This window comes from Pseudomonas sp. XS1P51 (assembly GCF_054897845.1).
On record NZ_CM142707.1, the window covers coordinates 6,916,284 to 6,935,532 of the forward strand.

The window sequence follows — 19,249 nt, forward strand, 5'->3', positions numbered from 1 at the left end:
CTCAGGTTAGCGCTAGAAGACAAACCGCCCATCAAACACCGGCTCATCATCCAGCGCCAACACGCCGCTGGAGAAGATCAGGTCCAGATGATGGCTACCCTTCGCGCCGCCGCCCAATCCCAGGTGCAGCCCACAATGGCGCTCCTCGAACCCGGCATTGCGTGCATACAACGCCTTCACCCCTTCGTTGGTGCCAATCCCCAACTCCTCGATCCGCCGATTCGACGGATTGGCGTCCAGGTATTTGTTGAAGTCATGCTCCAGGCCCGGAACATCCGTGGCGATTTTGCTGATGGTCGAGTTCTCGATCCACAACTCCAGCGGTGACTCCAGCACCCCGTACTTGCGGGCAAACGGAATCGTGCTGAGGAACGTCCCCATGAACTTCACCTGACCGTTAATCGCTTCGCTGTGCGTCGCAATTTCACCGGGCGCCAGGTCAAAGTTGCCGACTCCGTTGATATCGGTCCACTTCTTGATGCTATGCATCGGCGTTTCGAACCACGAGCCGTGATCATCTTTGAAACTTAACGTCGTCGCGTGAGACATGCGTTGGATCAAGTGGCTATTCAACCCGGCAATCCGCTGCGGGGTAACACTGAAAGTGTCGTAGAAGTAATTGCCGTAATCCTTGAACAGCAGCGATTTCTTCCAGTTCTCGGCCATGACGCCTTGCAACGCTCGGACAAACTCCGGGCCTTCGGGGCGTGGGGTAGGCAGGGTGGACGAGTCGTAGAAGAAAATGTACAGATCGCTGTCGGCAATTGCCTGGGCCAGCAATGCCGTGGGTTCGAGGTCCAGGCGCATGGCGCTGAAGCTGAACCGTGGGCTGTTACCGGCGTGTTCGGCGATGGCGCCGGTGAGCGGTTCATAATCCGCCGTGTGGCCAAGCAAAACCTTCGCCGGGTTGATTCCGACAAGGGCCGGGTGGTGTTCGAGGTAGTAAAGGAAATGCGAGATGGCGCGCTGCTTATCCATGTAGTCCTCCCTGACAAACCGTGAAAAGTGGCAGGCACAACCGGCCGGACCGTACCTGCCGGGATGTCTTACAAAGGCCACATCGCCGTGCCGAACGGAACAACCGCGTCGGCTTGCATCATTTCAACGGCGGCTTCATGGGTCGGTGCTTCAAACCAATCGTCCAGTTGCAGTTCAGTTTCCAAGTCTTTTTCAAGTGCTTGCATTGTGAATCTCCTAGATGACTTTTCAGTAAGTGCAGCGGTGTTGTTTTCAATCAGTGAATACATCACCAACCTGCCGGTCGATGCGTCTCGGCAAGTCGCTGGAAACCTAGTTCAGAGGTTTTTAAATTGCAAAAAAATAATTAAATGAGATTTGTTTGAACTTTTTATTCCGTTTTTTGAGCGGCAATTTATTAATAGAAAACAAAAAACTAACTCGACCTTTTCCTTAGGAAACTTCCTGCCGTCAATTTGCAGTCAGCCCGCGTCCCGATCTGATTCGGAAAATTTACGTTACGCGCTGTAAAGAATTGCTGACGAAAACCCGGACCGAACCCCATGGATTGACGTTTACGGAAGGGTGTAAGGAAAATCTGCCGACTGTGAGCCGTCTGACCTTGGCGCAGGGCTCTGGCGCGCTTGTTTCAGCCGCGGTTGAAGGGTGAGATGCGCCCCATGCCTGTCGTGCAGGTGCATAACAAGAAGGAGGCGCAATGTACGCCGTGACTCATGACCATCTCTCCCCGTGGGGCGATTTTTCCGCCGTCCCCGTCAATGACCCGCAAAGGTCTGACTCCCTTTTTGCAGCCGCCCGAGACGTTCGGGGCGGACACAGGCAATCCCGGCAACCGACGCGCTGATCCAGCGGTGTCTGGCAGCAGGGGGTTACAGGTGTACAATGCGCCGCGTTTTAACTGTGACCTCCTGTGCATCTGCGCAAACTTCAAGGCTATCCGCCTTGTTCACTCCGTCGCGTCACGAGCGTGTCGGGTTCGATTTCGTCACAGATAAAAACAAACAGGTGACGCATGACTGTTGTAAATACGCTGAACTCCTGGTGCCTGCGCTGGGGTTTGATCGGCGCTGCTTGAAATCGCAACCGAGCAGCAACGTCTAACGAACATCATCAAACCTTGCGTGAGACCCTTTTCATGAGTGGACAAAACTCGCATTCAGGCGAGCTGAAACGCGGCCTGAAAAATCGCCATATTCAACTGATTGCCCTCGGTGGCGCGATCGGTACCGGGTTGTTCCTTGGCTCGGCCGGCGTACTGAAATCCGCTGGCCCGTCGATGATCCTCGGCTACGCCATCTGCGGCTTCATTGCTTTCATGATCATGCGCCAGCTCGGCGAAATGATTGTCGAAGAGCCGGTGGCCGGTTCCTTCAGCCACTTCGCCCATAAATACTGGGGCGGTTTCGCCGGATTCCTGTCGGGCTGGAACTGCTGGATTCTGTACATTCTGGTGGGCATGTCGGAGCTGACCGCCGTCGGCAAATACATCCACTACTGGGCGCCGGACATCCCGACCTGGGTCTCGGCAGCCGGTTTCTTCGTGCTGATCAACCTGATCAACCTGGCCAACGTCAAAGTCTTTGGCGAGGCCGAGTTCTGGTTCGCGATCATCAAGGTCGTGGCGATCGTCGGCATGATTGCCCTGGGCAGTTATCTACTGGTCAGCGGCCACGGCGGCCCGCAAGCCTCGGTGACCAACCTGTGGTCCCACGGCGGTTTCTTCCCGAACGGCGTCAGCGGTTTGGTGATGGCCATGGCGATCATCATGTTCTCCTTCGGTGGCCTGGAAATGCTTGGTTTCACCGCAGCAGAAGCCGACAAACCGAAAACCGTGATCCCGAAAGCCATCAATCAGGTCATCTACCGGATCCTGATTTTCTACATCGGTGCGCTGGTCATCCTGCTGTCGCTGACACCATGGGACAGCCTGCTGGCCACCCTGAACGCGTCGGGTGATTCCTACAGCGGCAGCCCGTTCGTGCAGGTGTTCTCGATGCTCGGCAGCGACACCGCCGCGCACATCCTCAACTTCGTGGTCCTGACCGCGGCGTTGTCGGTGTACAACAGCGGCACCTACTGCAACAGCCGCATGCTGCTGGGCATGGCCGAGCAAGGCGATGCGCCGAAAGCCTTGGCGAAGATCGACAAGCGCGGCGTGCCGGTGCGTTCGATCCTCGCGTCGGCAGCGGTGACGCTGATCGCGGTGCTGCTGAACTACCTGATCCCGCAAAACGCGCTGGAACTGTTGATGTCGCTGGTGGTGGCCACCCTGGTGATCAACTGGGCGATGATCAGCTTCTCGCACTTCAAGTTCCGCCAGCACATGAACAAGACTAAACAAACGCCGCTGTTCAAGGCCCTGTGGTACCCGTACGGGAACTACATCTGCCTGGCGTTCGTGGCGTTCATCCTGGGTGTGATGCTGTTGATTCCGGGGATCCAGATTTCGGTGTATGCGATTCCGGTGTGGGTTGCGTTCATGTGGATCTGCTACGGCATCAAGAACAAGCGCAGCGCCCGGCATGCGCTGCAGGCTGGCGTGAAATAACGCAGCACGCAGAAACAACAAACCCGGCCATATGCCGGGTTTTTTTGTGCTTGATTCATCATTTCAGGGCCACACTGAAAACCTGTGGGTGCGAGCCTGCTCGCGATGAGGTCGTGTCAGTCGACATCAATTTTGCCTGACACACTGCTATCGCGAGCAGGCTCGCTCCCACAATGGCCCGCATTGTCCTTCAGGCTATTCGGGTATCCTGATGAACCCCAAACGCGGACCCCTTTTCCATGCTGGTGATTTCCAACAATGTGCATCTGCCGGATGCCGAGGTCGAGTTGACGGCCATCCGCGCCCAGGGCGCCGGTGGGCAGAACGTCAACAAGGTCTCCAGTGCTGTGCACCTGCGCTTTGACATTCCGAATTCGTCTTTGCCCGAGTTCTACAAGGAACGACTGCTGGCGCTGCGTGACAGTCGCATCACCAGCGAAGGCGTGTTGATCATCAAGGCCCAGCAATACCGTACGCAGGAAGCCAATCGCGCCGATGCGCTGGAGCGGCTGACCGAGTTGATTCTCAGCGCCACGAAGGTTGAAAAGAAACGCCGCCCGACCAAGCCAACCCTGGGTTCGAAGAAGCGTCGGCTCGAATCGAAGACCAAGCGCGGCAGCATCAAGGCCGGACGCGGCAAGGTCGATTTCTAGCGGGCGTCTCTCTGTTCACGATGCTTTGGCGCCTGGCGGTACAAGTAGACGCTCAGCATCAAGCCGCTCAAAGCGGCGAGGGCGGCGAACAGGAAGATCGAGGCAAAACCAAATCCGGCCGCAATCGCACCCGCCAAGGGTCCGGTAATCCCCAGCGACAAATCGATGAACAGCGAATAAGCCCCGACCGCCGCGCCACGGCTGGAGGCCGGTACCAGGTTGACCGCTTCCACGCCCAGCGCCGGGAACACCAGCGAAAATCCGAAACCGCTCAATGCCGCGCCGGCCAATGCCCAATGGGCGTCCGGTGCCAGCCACAACAGCAACAGCCCCAGGGTTTCCACTGACAGGCAGGCAATCGCCACGCGAAAGCCGCCGAGGCGGTTGATCAGGTTGCCGAACAGCAGTCGTGCACCGATGAAACTGGCGCCAAACAGGCTCAGGCACAGCACCGCGTTGTCCCAGTGTTGCGTGGCGTAATACAACGTGATGAACGTGGCGATAGTGCCAAAACCGATAGAGCCCAGCGCCAGGCCGCAACCGTGAGGCAGCACCCGCCCCAGCACATGCATGAACGGCAGGCGTTCACCGACAACAATCGGCGCGGCGGTTTTCGGCCAGGCCAGCACCAGACCCAAAACGGCCAGCAGCACAATGCTCACGCCCATGCTCCACAAGCCCAGTTGATTGACCAACAGCACCCCCAGCGGTGCACCGACGGCCAGTGCGCCGTAACTGGCGATGCCGTTCCAGGAGATGACTTTGGCGGTGTTGGCGGCGCCGACCCGGCCGATGCCCCAGCCGATGGAACCCGAACCCACCAGGCTTTCCGCGCTGCCTAGCACCAAACGGCCGATCAACAGGCTGATCAAACTCAACATCGGCAGGCTCTGGGTCCAGGCTGAAATCAGCATGAACACACCGCTCAAGCCGCAACCGGCGAGGCCGTACATCACCGCCAGTTTGCTGCCTTTGTTGTCGATGATTTTCCCGGCGTAAGGACGGCTGAGCAGGGTGGCCAGGTATTGCACGCTCATCACCAGGCCGGCGATCACCGCGCCGAAACCGAGGTCGCTGTGGACGTAGCCCGGCAACACGGCCAGGGGAATGCCGATATTCAGGTAGCCGATGAAGGTAAACAGGACGATGGAAACGACTTGCAGCGTGACCGCCAGGGGGCGCTGGTGTTCAGACATGGGCAAAGATCCACGGGAAAGCAGTATAGATAGGCTGCTTATGATAGCGGCGCAAAGGGCCGCGGGGCGTGGAAAAGTAAAACTATTTACCGGATGGGTGAATCAAGGCTTGGCGGGGGCGACCAGTTGCGTCGTGACCAAGGCGGCCAGGGCGTTTTCTTCGCTGCCGAAACGGGCGAGCAAAGCGGCTTGTTTCTCGGGGGAAAGGCGATTCCAGATCTCGATCATCTTCTCGGCTGTGCCGATCAGGACGCTGGCCTGGGTTTCGGTGAAGTCATCGGTCATGGTGCGGGGGCTCAAGGTTCAGGCGGTGTGGAAAGCGCATGTTAGCGCTTTCCACACGGTCTGGCATTGCAGGTGTTTCAGTCTTCGCTGTCGGCCTGGCGGCGTTCAGTGGCTTCTTTCGGCTCGGGCTGTTGGGCACCGGCTTGTTGCGTGGTCGTCTGCTCAGTTTCGTGCAGGCTTGGGAAGGGGAGATTAGGGATCTCGTGCATATCGCGCTCCTCGCTAAGTCTGTTGATAGATCTGGTAGATCCGCGCTTTTAAAAAAGCCTGGGCAGGATACAGCAGGAGAAATGACAAATAGACTTTTATATCCATTTGTTGCGACGGATGGGATTGTCTAGACAGGTCTGTGTAGGAGCGAGCTTGCTCGCGATGGTGTGTCAGGCAACGTTGATGTCGACTGATACACCATCGCGAGCAAGCTCGCTCCTACAGGGGAGAATTGCAGTGCTTGCGGGTTACTTGCAGACGTCAGCAATTGCCTGCGCAAGCAGATCCAGGCGCGTCGCATCAATCCCCGCCACGTTCGCCCGCCCGGTGCCGACCATGTACACGCTATGGTGGTCCCGCAGTTGCTTGACCTGCTCCGGCGTCAAACCGGTGTAGGAAAACATCCCGCGCTGCGCGCCAATGTGCGCAAAGCGCTCGCGCAAACCGTGAGGTTCAAGCGCTTCCACCAAACCGCTGCGCAGTTGGGCGATACGCAAACGCATGGCTTCCACTTCGTCGGCCCAGAGGCTTTTCAGCTCCGGATCGCCAAGGATGGTCGCCACCACCGCAGCGCCGTGATCCGGCGGCGTCGACCACAGGTTACGGGCGATGTTGGCCAGTTGGCTGCGGATATCCACCAGTTTGTCGGCGGTTTTGGCGCAGACAATCAAAGCGCCGGTACGGTCGCGGTACAAGCCGAAGTTCTTCGAGCAGGAACTGGTGATCAGCACTTCGGGCAGCTCGGCAGCGAACAGCCGGGTCGACCAGGCATCCTGTTCCAGGCCATCGCCGAAGCCCTGGTAGGCGAAGTCGATCAGCGGCACCAGGTCGCGACTGCGCACCACATCCAGTACCCGGCGCCAGTCGTCATGGGACAGATCGAAACCGGTCGGGTTGTGGCAGCAGGCGTGCAACAGCACGACATCGCCTTTTGGCGCTTCGTTGAGCGCTGCCAGCATGGCTTCGACGTCGAGACGGTTATCACTGCCGACATAAGGGTAGTGGTTAACCTTGACCCCGGCCGTGGCGAAGATGGTTTCATGAATCGGCCAGGTCGGATTACTCAGCCATACCCCACGGCCCGGCAGGCACTGGGCGATGAAGTCCGCGCTCAGGCGCAGCGCACCGGTGCCGCCCGGCGTCTGGGTGACGCCGGCCCGCTGTTCGGCGATCAGCGAAGAGTCGGCGCCGAGCACCAATTCATTGATGACCTTGCCGAACGCCGGTTCGCCGTGACCGCCGATGTAAGTCTTGGTGGTCTGACGATCCACCAGGCGCTGCTCGGCGAGCTTCACGGCCTGGGGAATCGGCGTCAGGCCAAAGGCATCTTTATAGACGCCCACGCCAAGGTCGAATTTGCGCGGGTTGGGGTCCTGCGCATAGGCCTCCATCAGGCCGAGAATCGGGTCGCCGGGTACTCGACCTATGGCGTCGAAATGCATTATTTGCGGCCCTCGGCGTCCTTGGCCACTTCGTCAGTGCGTGCGGCCATGATGAAGTCGTTGCGGTGCAGGCCCTTGATGGAGTGGCTCCACCAGGTCACGGTGACTTTGCCCCATTCGGTCAGCAGGCCTGGGTGGTGACCTTCGGCCTCGGAGATTTCACCGACGGCGTTGGTGAACGCCAGCGCGTGTTTGAAGTTCTTGAACAGGAAAACTTTTTCCAACTGCATCACGCTGTCGCGGACTTCGATGTTCCAGTCAGGGATCTGCTTGATCAGTACCGGCAGTTCTTCGTCGCTGACCTGAGGGGCATCGGCGCGGCAGGCTTCGCAGTGGGCTTGGTTCAATGTGGACATGATGGGTTCCTGAAATCGAATTATTGGAAATCGGCCGTCAGTGTCACCACGCTAAACCAAAGCGGTGGTTCCTGACAGGCTCACTTGATTCTAAAAGCTGCGGATCACGCGGCTTTCGGCGGAAACTTCGGTGTGTGCAAGCCCAGCTGCATGCCTTGCTTGACCATGCCCATGATGTCTTCGTGGGCCAGGTCGAACAGGCGCTTGAGGTTCGGCAGGACAAAGTACAGCGGTTGCAGGATGTCGATGCGGTACGGCGTGCGCATGCATTCCAGCGGATCAAAGGCCTGATGCTCAGGCCCGTCCGACAGGCAGTAAACGGTTTCTTTCGGCGAGGAGAGAATGCCGCCGCCGTAGATGCGCATACCTTCTGAAGTGTCGACCAGGCCAAACTCGATGGTCATCCAGTACAGGCGCGCCAGGTAAACGCGTTCTTCCTTGGAAGCCTGTAGGCCGAGTTTGCCGTAGGTGTGGGTGAATTCGGCGAACCAAGGGTTGGTCAGCAGCGGACAGTGGCCAAAAATCTCGTGGAAAATGTCCGGTTCTTGCAGGTAATCCAGCTCTTCACGGGTACGAATAAACGTCGCCACCGGAAACTGCTTGTTGGCCAGCAGTTCGAAAAAGGTCTGGAAGGGAATCAGTGCGGGTACCCGGGCGACCTGCCACCCGGTGGTTTCACCGAGCACTTTATTGATCTCACCGAGTTGCGGAATGCGGTCGTGGGGCAGACCGAGTTTTTCGATACCGTCCAGGTATTCCTGGCACGCACGCCCCTCGATCACTTTCAGTTGGCGAGTGATCAGCGTGTTCCACACCGCGTGTTCTTCGGCGGGGTAGTCGATAAAACCTCGCGCATCGGGCTCGCGAGCCACGTATTGCGTCTGCTTCATGCTGCTCTCCTGCTAGGGGGTTTCGTTCTTGTTATGTCCTGCTATGGACCTAGAAATACCCCAAGGTGGGCGACGTTGCAGCAGGGGATCCGCGTCATGCGCAGGAGAATTCATCGATTTTCGTAAAGTTTTCGTTACGGATTGGCGGTTGTCGCGCAGCTATTGCGATTGGCGGGTTTGAAATGGCGTGCGGGTGTCACATAATCTTGACGACTATCTGAGCGTACCAGCAGAAAAATACCCTGTGGGAGCGAGACCGGCTTGCCGGCGAAAACGTCGGCACATTCAGCAGTGATGTATCAGACAGACCGTTTTCGCGAGCAGGCTCGCTCCCACAGGTTGTGCGTCTGGCATCAGCCTCATTCAACCAACGCTTTTTCGGGCCTTTATATGCGTATCAAAGTCCACTGCCAGAATCGCATCGGCATCCTGCGCGACATTCTCAACTTGCTGGTGGAATACGGGATCAACGTCGCTCGCGGCGAGGTCGGCGGAGAGCATGGCAATGCCATCTACCTGCATTGCCCGAACCTGATCAACATTCAGTTCCAGGCGTTGCGTCCGAAATTCGAGTCAATCAACGGGGTATTTGGCGTCAAGCGTGTAGGGCTGATGCCCAGCGAGCGTCGGCACATGGAGCTCAATGCCTTGCTTGGCGCGCTGGAGTTTCCGGTGCTGTCGATCGACATGGGCGGCTCGATCGTTGCCGCCAACCGCGCGGCGGCGCAGTTGCTCGGGGTGCGGGTCGATGAGGTGCCGGGTATTCCATTGTCCCGTTACGCTGAGGACTTCGACTTACCGGAACTGGTGCGCGCCAACAAATCGCGGATCAACGGGCTGCGGGTCAAGGTCAAGGGCGACGTGTTTCTTGCCGACATCGCGCCGCTGCAATCGGAACATGACGACAGCGAAGCCATGGCCGGCGCAGTGCTGACGCTGCACCGTGCCGACCGTGTCGGTGAGCGCATCTATAACGTGCGCAAGCAGGAGTTGCGCGGTTTCGACAGCATCTTCCAAAGCTCGAAAGTGATGGCCGCGGTGGTGCGCGAAGCCCGACGCATGGCGCCGCTCGATGCGCCGCTATTAATAGAAGGCGAAACCGGTACCGGTAAAGAGTTGTTGGCGCGCGCCTGCCATTTGGCCAGCCCTCGCGGGCAGTCGCCGTTGATGGCGCTCAATTGCGCCGGCCTGCCGGAATCCATGGCCGAGACCGAGTTGTTCGGCTATGGCCCCGGTGCGTTCGAGGGGGCCCGGGCCGAGGGCAAGCTCGGGCTGCTGGAGCTGACGGCAGGCGGTACGCTGTTTCTCGATGGTGTCGGGGAAATGAGCCCGCGCTTGCAGGTGAAATTGCTGCGCTTCCTGCAGGACGGTTGCTTCCGTCGTGTGGGCAGCGATGAAGAGGTTTATCTCGATGTACGGGTGATCTGCGCGACTCAGGTCGACTTGTCCGAGTTGTGTGCCCGTGCTGAGTTTCGCCAGGATCTTTATCACCGCTTGAACGTGCTGTCATTGCACATCCCGCCGCTGCGCGAATGCCTCGACGGCTTGACGCCACTGGTGGAGCACTTCCTCGATCAGGCCAGTCGGCAGATCGGTTGTCCGCTACCGAAACTGGCGCCGGCGGCTATGGAGCGACTCAGTCATTACCATTGGCCGGGCAACGTTCGGCAGTTGGAGAACGTGCTGTTCCAGGCGGTTTCACTGTGCGAGGGCGGCACGGTCAAGGCCGAACATATTCGCCTGCCGGATTACGGCGTGCGTCAGCCGCTTGGCGATTTCTCGCTTGAGGGCGGGTTGGATGCGATCGTCGGGCGCTTTGAAAAAGCAGTGCTGGAGCGTTTGTATTCCGAGCATCCGAGCAGTCGGCAACTGGGCAAGCGGTTGGGGGTTTCACATACCACCATCGCCAACAAACTGCGTGAGTACGACGTCGGTAAAGACAATAGTTGAAGATCGAAAGATCGCAGCCTCGTTTCACTCGACAGCTCCTACAGGTGTACGCATTCCAATGTAGGAGCTGTCGAGTGAAACGAGGCTGCGATCTTTTGATCTCTTGATCTGTTGCCGCGAAGCGGCATAACACCGCCGGTTTTTCGTCTTTGACACAATCCCCGAATCCTCTCTGAACCCGTCAAGCCCTTTGTTTGCCGGGCCCCGCGCCGCCAGAAAAAAGTTGGTCTGCAAATTGCTTATGGCTCAGCAGTACAGCAGTGGGCGGCAAACGTCCGGCATGCAGAGGAAAGAGTGTGGACAAGTACCTTTATGTGGCAATGACCGGCGCCAGCCAGAATGCACTGGCGCAGAAGGCTCATGCGAACAACCTCGCGAACATTTCCACCAACGGTTTCCAGAAAGACCTGGAGCAGGCGCGTTCCATGCCGGTGTTCGGTGACAGCTTTCCGGCGCGTGCGTTTGCCATGTCCGAACGTCCGGCCACCGACTTCTCTCCTGGCGCGATGGTGGAAACCGGTCGTGACCTCGATGTCGCCGTGACCGGCAACGGCTGGATTGCGGTGCAGAACCCTGATGGTGGCGAAAGTTACGTGCGTACCGGCAGCCTGAACGTTGACGCCCTCGGGGTGCTGCGGGCTGGCAATGGTATGCCGGTGTTGGGCAATGGCGGGCCGATTGCCGTGCCACCCGAGCAGCAAATCGAAATTGGCGAAGACGGCACCATCAGCATTCGTGCGATGGGTGAAGGTCCCCGCGTGATGGCGGAAGTCGACCGCATCAAGCTGGTCAATCCGGACTTCAAGACCATGACCAAAGGCCTGGACGGCTCGATTCACACCAAGGACGGCAAGCCCGCGCAAGCCGATGCCGGCGTCAAGCTGGTGTCCGGTTTCCTCGAGTCGAGCAACGTCAATGCCGTGGAAGAGATGACCTCGGTACTGGCGCTGTCCAAGCAGTTCGAGCTGCACATCAAGATGATGAACACCGCCAAAGACGATGACCAGGCCATGGCTCGGGTCTTGCAGATCAGCTAATTATCAGAACGTCGCGCCGTAAAACAGGCGCACGAGGAGAATCGAATGCTTCCGGCTCTATGGGTTGCCAAAACAGGTCTGTCCGCCCAGGACACCAACCTGACGACCATTTCCAACAACCTGGCGAACGTGTCGACCACGGGTTTCAAACGTGACCGTGCCGAGTTCCAGGACTTGCTGTACCAGATCAAACGCCAGCCAGGCGCCCAGTCGACCCAGGACAGCGAATTGCCGTCGGGCCTGCAACTGGGTACTGGTGTGCGCATCGTCGGCACCCAGAAAAACTTCAACGCCGGCAGCCTGCAAACCACCGAGCAGCCGTTGGATATGGCCATCGACGGTCGCGGTTTCTTCCAGATTCTGCAGCCGGATGGCACCACGTCCTACACCCGTGACGGTACGTTTCACCTCGACTCCAACGGTCAGATCGTGAACGCCAGCGGCTTCGCCCTGGAACCGGCCATTGTCATTCCGAACGATGCCCAGACCTTCACGGTCGGTCGCGACGGCACCGTGTCCATCACCGTTGCCGGCAACCCGGCCGCCCAGGTGATCGGCAACCTGCAAACCGCCGACTTCATCAACCCGGCCGGCCTGCAAGCGGTGGGTAACAACCTGTTCCTGGAAACCGCTGCCAGTGGTGCGCCGCAAGTCGGTACGCCGGGCCTGGCCGGTTTCGGCACCACGCTGCAGAACACCCTGGAAACGTCCAACGTCAGCACCGTTGAGGAGATGGTCAACATGATCACCACTCAGCGCGCCTACGAGATGAACTCCAAGGTGATCTCCACTGCCGACCAGATGCTCTCGTTCGTAACGCAGAATCTGTAATCAAGTCTATGAGGCGACCATGAGGTCGCCTGCAACACCGTGAGGTAGGGTCATGAATCGCTTTGTATCTGTTCTGGCACTGAGTGGGGCCATCGTGCTCGCGGGTTGCGTTGCCCCGCCGCCCAAGCCCAATGACCCTTACTACGCCCCGGTGTTGCCGCGCACACCGCTGCCGGCTGCCGCCAACAACGGCTCGATCTACCAGGCCGGTTTCGAACAGAACCTGTACGGCGACCGCAAGGCGTTCCGGGTCGGTGACATCATCACCATCACCCTGAACGAGAGAACCCAGGCCAGCAAGAACGCCAACTCGCAGATCGACAAGAACAGCAACACCAGTGTTGGCCTGACCTCGTTGTTTGGCTCCAGCCTGACCACCAATAACCCGATCGGAAGCAATGACCTGAGTCTGGATGCCGGTTATAGCGCCGATCGCGCGACCAAGGGCGACAGCAAGTCCGGCCAGAGCAACAGCCTGACCGGTTCGATCACGGTGACCGTCGCCGACGTGCTGCCCAACGGCATCATCGTCGTGCGCGGCGAGAAGTGGCTGACCCTCAACACCGGCGATGAGCTGGTGCGGATTGCCGGCCTCGTTCGCGCCGATGACATCGCTACCGACAACACCGTGTCGTCGACCCGTGTCGCCGATGCGCGAATCACCTATTCGGGTACCGGTGCTTTTGCCGATGCGAGTCAGCCAGGCTGGTTCGACCGTTTCTTCCTCAGCCCGCTGTTCCCTTTCTAGGTGGTTACATTGAACTTCAAGCACCTGATGGTGGCCGCCCTGATGCTGTCTGCAGCCTTCAACGCTCAAGCCGAGCGGCTGAAGGACATCGCCAGTATTTCCGGCGTGCGTTCCAACCAATTGATCGGTTACGGCCTGGTGGTCGGGCTTAACGGTACCGGTGACCAGACGACCCAGACGCCGTTCACCCTGCAAACTTTCAACAACATGCTCTCGCAGTTCGGTATCAAGGTGCCGGCAGGTTCTGGCAACGTGCAGTTGAAGAACGTCGCAGCCGTGTCGATCAGCGCCGATTTGCCGGCGTTCGCCAAGCCGGGTCAGCAGGTCGATATCACCGTATCGTCCATCGGCAACTCCAAGAGCCTGCGCGGCGGCACTTTGCTGCTGACGCCGCTCAAAGGTATCGACGGCAACGTCTATGCCGTCGCCCAGGGCAACCTGGTGGTGGGTGGTTTTGATGCTGAGGGTCGTGACGGTTCGAAGATCACCGTCAACGTTCCGTCGGCGGGTCGCATCCCTGGCGGCGCATCGGTCGAGCGTGCGGTGCCGAGCGGTTTCAATCAGGGCAACAGCCTGACCCTGAACCTCAACCGTTCGGACTTCACAACGGCCAAGCGCATCGTCGACAAGATCAACGACATGCTCGGCCCTGGCGTTGCCCAGGCCATCGACGGCGGTTCGATTCGTGTCAGTGCGCCACTTGATCCGAGCCAGCGGGTCGACTACCTGTCGATCCTCGAGAACCTCGAAGTCGATCCGGGGCAGGCGGTGGCGAAAGTCATCATCAACTCCCGGACCGGCACCATCGTGATCGGCCAGAACGTCAAGGTTTCCCCGGCCGCCGTGACCCACGGCAGCCTGACCGTGACCATCACCGAAGACCCGATCGTCAGCCAGCCCGGCCCTCTGTCCAACGGGCAGACGGCGGTCGTGCCGCGCTCGCGGGTCAACGCCCAGCAGGAAGCCAAGCCGATGTTCAAGTTCGGCCCGGGCACCACCCTCGACGAGATCGTGCGTGCGGTGAACCAGGTCGGCGCGGCACCGGGTGACTTGATGGCCATCCTCGAAGCCCTGAAACAGGCCGGCGCGTTGCAAGCCGACCTGATCGTGATCTGAGGACGGCGACCATGGATATGCGCAAGAGCGGTCTGGTCAGCACTAGCGACTCGGGTTCCTATTCGGACCTGAATCGCTTGAACCAGCTCAAGGTCGGCGACAAGGACAGCGATGGAAACATGCGCAAGGTGGCGCAGGAATTCGAATCGCTGTTCCTTGGTGAAATGCTCAAGTCCATGCGCTCGGCCACCGAAGCGCTGGGTCAGGACAACCCGCTCAACACGCCGGCGGCCAAGCAGTACCAGGAAATGTACGACCAGCAGTTGGCCGTTTCCATGTCTCGCGAGGGCGGTGGTATCGGTCTGGCGGACGTGCTGATGCGTCAGATGTCGAAGAATAAACCGCTGGCGCCAGGCGAAGCGGCAACGCTGTCGGCCGCCAAGCAGGAAGCGGCAAAAGCGGCGGCGCAGACGCCGGTGGCTGCCGGCACGGTCGCGACCGACGGACCGCTGTCGCGGGTCAATGGCCAGCGTCCGTTGTGGGCTTCGCGCTCGCTCAATGCACCGCAAGGGGTAGGCGAGGGCGCGCATCGCAATGACATGGCGCTGATCAATCAGCGACGTCTGGCGTTGCCACCGAAACTGGCGGATCGCTTGCTGGCAGGCCTGGTGCCTTCCGCCACGACGACTGCCACGACGACTGCCGCGACAGTCAACAAGACGCCATTGCCGGAGCGCGCCACGCCTACCGGTTCGGGGCCTTTGTTCAATGGCGACTGGCTGGCGAATGCGCAAGCGTCATCGGGCGCCGGCCTGCAGATTCATGGTCGTGCCATTGCTCAGATTCCACTGGCGCCAGCGAAGAAAGCCTTCGGTTCCGCCGACGAATTCGTCAACACCATGCTGCCGATGGCCAAAGAAGCCGCCGAACGCATTGGTGTCGATCCGCGTTACCTCGTGGCTCAGGCTGCGCTGGAAACCGGTTGGGGCAAATCGGTCATGCGTCAGCAGGATGGCAGCAGTAGCCACAACCTGTTCGGCATCAAGGCCAGCAGCAGTTGGACGGGCAATTCGGCGCGCGCAATCACCAGCGAATTCAGGAATGGCGAGATGGTCAAGGAGACGGCTGAGTTCCGTTCCTACGACTCTTACAAGGATAGTTTTCATGACCTTGTGACTTTGCTGCAAACCAATAATCGCTATCAAGATGTTGTGAAGTCGGCCGATAACTCAGAACAGTTTGTACGCGAGTTGCAAAAGGCCGGTTACGCAACCGACCCGGACTACGCAAGCAAGATTTCGCAGATAGCCAAGCAGATGACGAGTTACCAAAACTACGCTGCGGCGGGCGCTTCCACGACGCCTTTATAGGCATAAGGTATAAGGTCTGAACCATGAGTTTGCTCAATATCGGGATGTCGGGTCTGGCCGCAGGCCAATCCTCGTTGATGACTACCGGCAATAACATTGCCAACGTCGACACCGCCGGGTACTCGCGCCAGCAAACAGTGCAAGGCACCAAGGCCTCGCAGCAGTTCGGCAATGTCTACATCGGCACCGGTACGACCCTGGCCGACGTGCGCCGGGTGTACAACAGCTACCTCGATGCGCAGTTGCAGACCACCACGTCGCTCAACAGCGATTCGGCAGCGTACCTGGGCCAGGTCACGCCGCTGGACACGTTGATGTCGGACAGCGGCACCGGCCTGAATGGCGCACTGACCAAGTTTTTCGCTTCGGTACAGAACGTCAATGCCAAGCCGGGTGACGACGCTTCCCGCCAGTTGCTGCTCAGCGATGCTCAGGCCTTGAGCAACCGTTTCAACTCGATCTCCTCGCAGTTGAACCAACAGAACGCCAACATCAACGGCAACCTGACGAGCATGGCCGAACAGGTCAACAAACTGGCCGCCACCGTCGCGCAGTTGAACCAGAAGATTTCCGAAGTATCCAGTTCCGGCGGCATGCCGAACGACCTGCTCGACGCCCGCAACGAAACCGTGCGCCAACTGTCGACCTTCACCGGTGCGCAAGTGGTCGAGCGTGAAGGCAGCCTCGACATTTATCTGGGCAGCGGTCAGCCGCTGGTCATGGGCAACACCGTCAACAAACTCGAAGTGGTGCCGGGCAAAGACGATCCGGGCCGCTTGTCACTGCAACTCAATCGCGGGTCGAGCACCATCGATATCACGTCGATCATGACCGGCGGCGAGATCGGCGGCCTGCTGCGTTATCGCAGCACCGTGCTGGATCCGGCCATGAACGAATTGGGCCGTGTGGCCCTGGTCGTCGCCGATCAGATGAACTCGATCCAGGCCCAGGGCATCGACAAGAACGGTGACTTCGGTTCGAACCTGTTCAGCAGCATCAACAGTGCTGCGCAGATGTCTCAGCGCAGTGTCGCAACCATCGGCAACAGCGTGGGCTCCGGCAACTTCGATGTGAGCATCGAGGACACCGGCCAGCTGACCATCAACGATTACAAGGTCACGTTCACCAGCGCCACCGACTACACCGTTGCGCGTCTGCCGGACAACACGCCCATGGGCACTTTCAACACGGCGACGACACCGGCGCCGGTCATTGACGGGTTCTCGCTGAAGCTCACCGGTGGCACTGCCGCCGCCGGCGATACCTTCAAGATCACGCCGACCCGCAACGCCGCGGCCACCATCAAGACCGAGATGACCGACTCCAAACGTCTGGCGATTGCGGCACCGTTGGGCGCGGCCATTGCGGCGAGCGGCAGTGGCAGCGGCACACTGACGATTCCGGCCAGTGGTCAACCGACCCTGACCACCAAGTTCGACATCTACGACGCGGCCACCACCACCGCGATGCAGAACGGCCTGAAAACTTCCACGCCGACCAAAGTCGTGTTTGGTAACGTGTCTGCCGACGGCACCACCCAGACCTACCAGTTCCTGGATGCCAAGGGCGGGGTGATCAGCAGTGGCACCATCAAGCCGGGTGAAACCAACACCCTGAACCTGACCGTGCCGCTCCAGGATGCCACGGGTGCGCCGATCCCGCCTGCGCCCGCCGCTCAGTACACCGTCAGCTTCGACATGACCATCGCCGGTTCCCCATCCAGCGGCGCTGCGATCAACGTTTCGCTCAGTCAGCCGGGCACTCTGGACAACCGCAACGGCACAGCGTTGGCCGACCTGCAAACCGCACAGACCGTGGATACCGGCTCTGCCAGCAAGGGCATCTCCCTGACCGACGCCTACGGCAAACTGGTCGAGGGTGTCGGCTCCAAGGCTGCCCAGGGCAAGCTCGACAGCGCTGCGACTGACGCCATCCTGGCTAACGCCAAGGGCGCGCGTGACTCGCTCTCCGGTGTCGACCTCGATGAGGAAACCGGCAACCTGGTCAAGTATCAGCAGTACTACACCGCCTCTTCGCAGATCATCAAGGCTGCGCAAGAAATCTTCAGCACACTGATCAACAGTCTTTAAGGAGTCGTAGCCCATGCGCATTTCTACCGCCCAGTTTTACGAGTCTTCGGCTGCGAACTATCAGAAGAACTTCGCCAACGTGGTCAAGAGCAGCGAAGAGGCCAGCAGCCTCGTTCGCGTCAACACTGCCGCCGATGATCCGGTCGGCGCTTCGCGTTTGCTGCAATTGGGGCAGCAGGCTTCGATGCTCGATCAGTACGAGGCCAACGCCACTACGATCAAGGCGACCCTGGGTACGACTGAAGCGGTGATGACCAGCATCAACAACGTCCTGCAACGCGCCAAGGAATTGGCCGTGAGCGCCGGCAACGCTGGTTACACCGATGCCGACCGTCAGGCTAACGCGCTGGAACTGGGGCAGATCGAAGAGCAGTTGCTGAGCCTGATGAACAGCAAGGACGAGAACGGCAAATACATCTTCGCCGGCTCCAAGGGCGATACCGTGCCGTTCACACGTAACAACGATGGCACCTACAGCTACAACGGCGACCAGGTGACGCTGGACCTGGCGGTCGGCGATACCATGTCGATGGCCACCAACAGCACCGGTTGGGATGCGTTCCAGCAAGCGATCAATACCAGCCGCAGCCAGGTCACCAGGACTGCGCCGGTCGTGGATGACGGTCGCGTGACCCTGTCCAATGGCCAGGTGTCGTCGAACGTCAGCTACAACTCCAAATTCCGCAGTGGCGAGCCCTACACCGTGAGCTTCGTCAGCGGCACCCAGCTGCAGATCACCGACTCGGGCGGCAACGACGTGACTGCCGAAGCCAGCCAGGGCGGCGTGTTCGATCCTGCCAGCAAGTCGGGCCAGCCCGTCACGTTCCGCGGTGTCGAGCTGACACTGAACATCAACCTGGGCACAGGTGACGTTCCAGCCACCGTGCTGCCGGGTCATTCCTTTACCCTGGCGGCCAAACCGGACTCCTTCAGCGGAGCCGGCAGCCCGGGCAACCCGTCGACGAGCCAGATCACCGGCAGTAGCATCACCAATGCGGCGGATTACCACGCCAGTTTCCCTAGCGGTTCGGCGATCCTGAAGTTCACCAGCCCCACGGCCTTCGACCTGTACGCCGCGCCTTTGACGGCCAACAGCTCGCCAGTGTCCAGCGGGACCCTGGTCGGCACCGTCGCCACCGCATCGGGTGTGAGCTTCACGTTGAGCGGCGCGCCGGCTGCCAACGATCAGTTCAGCATCGCGGTCAATACCCACGAAACCCAGAACGTTCTGGACACTGTGAGCCAATTGAAAACCGCGCTGAATACGCCAACCAACGGTGACCCGATCGCCACTCAGAAATTGCAGGCGTCATTGGCGTCGGGCATTGCCAACCTGGCCAGCGGCACCGATCAGCTGTCCACTGCCTTGAGTTCGGTCGGCGGACGTGGTGCTGCCCTGGATACCCAGAGCGATACCAACCAGAGCCTGAAACTGGCCAATACCCAGACCCAATCGTCGATCCGCGATTCCGATCCGGCTGAAGTGATGACCCGTCTGACCTTGCAGCAAACCATGTTGCAGGCTTCGCAATTGGCCTTCAGCAAGATTGCTCAGCTGGGCCTGTTCAACAAGGTCTGAGTCTGCGTCTGCCGAGCTGCCAACCGTCTT

At 59.5% G+C, this 19,249-nt stretch carries 18 protein-coding genes; 10 read left to right on the top strand and 8 right to left on the bottom strand.

The annotated features are described in order from the left end of the window. Positions 1-12 precede the first annotated feature (12 nt). Entirely contained in the window at positions 13-978 is a 966-nt protein-coding gene (locus ACYZUD_RS31945) for a leucyl aminopeptidase (RefSeq protein ID WP_462021768.1), read from the bottom strand. Between the two features lie 68 nt (positions 979-1,046). After that, complete coding sequence (locus ACYZUD_RS31950; RefSeq protein WP_010461921.1) at positions 1,047-1,184, bottom strand: hypothetical protein; 138 nt, start codon at positions 1,182-1,184, stop codon at positions 1,047-1,049. Positions 1,185-2,113: 929 nt separating this feature from the next. Between ACYZUD_RS31950 and ACYZUD_RS31955 the strand changes: the two genes are divergently transcribed. Next, positions 2,114-3,526 carry an amino acid permease gene (locus ACYZUD_RS31955; RefSeq protein WP_462021769.1) on the top strand — a complete coding sequence of 471 codons (1,413 nt, stop codon included), beginning with the start codon at positions 2,114-2,116 and terminating at the stop codon, positions 3,524-3,526. Positions 3,527-3,765: 239 nt separating this feature from the next. Next, positions 3,766-4,179, top strand: coding sequence for an alternative ribosome rescue aminoacyl-tRNA hydrolase ArfB (gene arfB, locus ACYZUD_RS31960; RefSeq protein WP_462021770.1), 414 nt, complete (start codon positions 3,766-3,768; stop codon positions 4,177-4,179). Here the strand turns inward: arfB and ACYZUD_RS31965 are convergent. The 6 genes from ACYZUD_RS31965 to phhA all read right to left on the bottom strand — a co-directional run bounded on the left by ACYZUD_RS31965 (position 4,176) and on the right by phhA (position 8,558). After that, a complete protein-coding gene (locus ACYZUD_RS31965) occupies positions 4,176-5,375 on the bottom strand; it encodes an MFS transporter (RefSeq protein WP_462021771.1) in 1,200 nt (399 codons plus the stop codon). The genes arfB and ACYZUD_RS31965 overlap by 4 nt on opposite strands. A gap of 102 nt (positions 5,376-5,477) precedes the next feature. Next, positions 5,478-5,660 (bottom strand): hypothetical protein, encoded by a 183-nt coding sequence (locus tag ACYZUD_RS31970; protein WP_034146244.1) that lies wholly within the window; start codon positions 5,658-5,660, stop codon positions 5,478-5,480. 77 nt (positions 5,661-5,737) lie between these two features. Then, positions 5,738-5,869, bottom strand: coding sequence for a hypothetical protein (locus ACYZUD_RS31975; protein ID WP_010461912.1), 132 nt, complete (start codon positions 5,867-5,869; stop codon positions 5,738-5,740). A gap of 249 nt (positions 5,870-6,118) precedes the next feature. Beyond that, positions 6,119-7,312 (bottom strand): amino acid aminotransferase, encoded by a 1,194-nt coding sequence (locus ACYZUD_RS31980; RefSeq protein ID WP_462021772.1) that lies wholly within the window; start codon positions 7,310-7,312, stop codon positions 6,119-6,121. After that, positions 7,312-7,668 carry a 4a-hydroxytetrahydrobiopterin dehydratase gene (locus ACYZUD_RS31985; RefSeq protein ID WP_008030478.1) on the bottom strand — a complete coding sequence of 119 codons (357 nt, stop codon included), beginning with the start codon at positions 7,666-7,668 and terminating at the stop codon, positions 7,312-7,314. Before ACYZUD_RS31985 ends, ACYZUD_RS31980 begins: the two co-directional genes overlap by 1 nt. A 104-nt stretch (positions 7,669-7,772) precedes the next feature. Further along, the gene (gene phhA / locus ACYZUD_RS31990) at positions 7,773-8,558 is read right to left on the bottom strand and encodes a phenylalanine 4-monooxygenase (protein WP_462021773.1); all 786 of its coding nucleotides are present in this window, start codon (positions 8,556-8,558) and stop codon (positions 7,773-7,775) included. Between the two features lie 390 nt (positions 8,559-8,948). Between phhA and ACYZUD_RS31995 the strand changes: the two genes are divergently transcribed. The 8 genes from ACYZUD_RS31995 (at position 8,949) to ACYZUD_RS32030 (ending at position 19,219) form a co-directional block, all read left to right on the top strand. After that, on the top strand, positions 8,949-10,508 hold the full coding sequence (locus ACYZUD_RS31995; RefSeq protein ID WP_462021774.1) for a sigma-54-dependent transcriptional regulator: 1,560 nt from the start codon (positions 8,949-8,951) through the stop codon (positions 10,506-10,508). Between the two features lie 296 nt (positions 10,509-10,804). Next, positions 10,805-11,545 carry a flagellar basal body rod protein FlgF gene (locus ACYZUD_RS32000; RefSeq protein WP_462021775.1) on the top strand — a complete coding sequence of 247 codons (741 nt, stop codon included), beginning with the start codon at positions 10,805-10,807 and terminating at the stop codon, positions 11,543-11,545. A gap of 45 nt (positions 11,546-11,590) precedes the next feature. After that, positions 11,591-12,376 (top strand): flagellar basal-body rod protein FlgG, encoded by a 786-nt coding sequence (gene flgG / locus ACYZUD_RS32005; RefSeq protein WP_192302164.1) that lies wholly within the window; start codon positions 11,591-11,593, stop codon positions 12,374-12,376. A 52-nt stretch (positions 12,377-12,428) separates the two neighbouring features. Beyond that, positions 12,429-13,124, top strand: a complete 696-nt coding sequence (flgH, locus tag ACYZUD_RS32010; RefSeq protein WP_462021776.1) for a flagellar basal body L-ring protein FlgH — start codon at positions 12,429-12,431, stop codon at positions 13,122-13,124. A gap of 27 nt (positions 13,125-13,151) precedes the next feature. After that, positions 13,152-14,240, top strand: coding sequence for a flagellar basal body P-ring protein FlgI (locus tag ACYZUD_RS32015; RefSeq protein ID WP_462025138.1), 1,089 nt, complete (start codon positions 13,152-13,154; stop codon positions 14,238-14,240). Positions 14,241-14,251: 11 nt separating this feature from the next. Further along, a complete protein-coding gene (gene flgJ, locus ACYZUD_RS32020) occupies positions 14,252-15,550 on the top strand; it encodes a flagellar assembly peptidoglycan hydrolase FlgJ (RefSeq protein WP_462021777.1) in 1,299 nt (432 codons plus the stop codon). 23 nt (positions 15,551-15,573) lie between these two features. After that, positions 15,574-17,640, top strand: a complete 2,067-nt coding sequence (gene flgK / locus ACYZUD_RS32025) for a flagellar hook-associated protein FlgK (RefSeq protein WP_462021778.1) — start codon at positions 15,574-15,576, stop codon at positions 17,638-17,640. Positions 17,641-17,653: 13 nt separating this feature from the next. Then, positions 17,654-19,219: a flagellar hook-associated protein 3 gene (locus ACYZUD_RS32030; RefSeq protein ID WP_462021780.1), complete on the top strand. Its 1,566-nt coding sequence runs from the start codon at positions 17,654-17,656 to the stop codon at positions 19,217-19,219. Positions 19,220-19,249 lie beyond the last annotated feature (30 nt).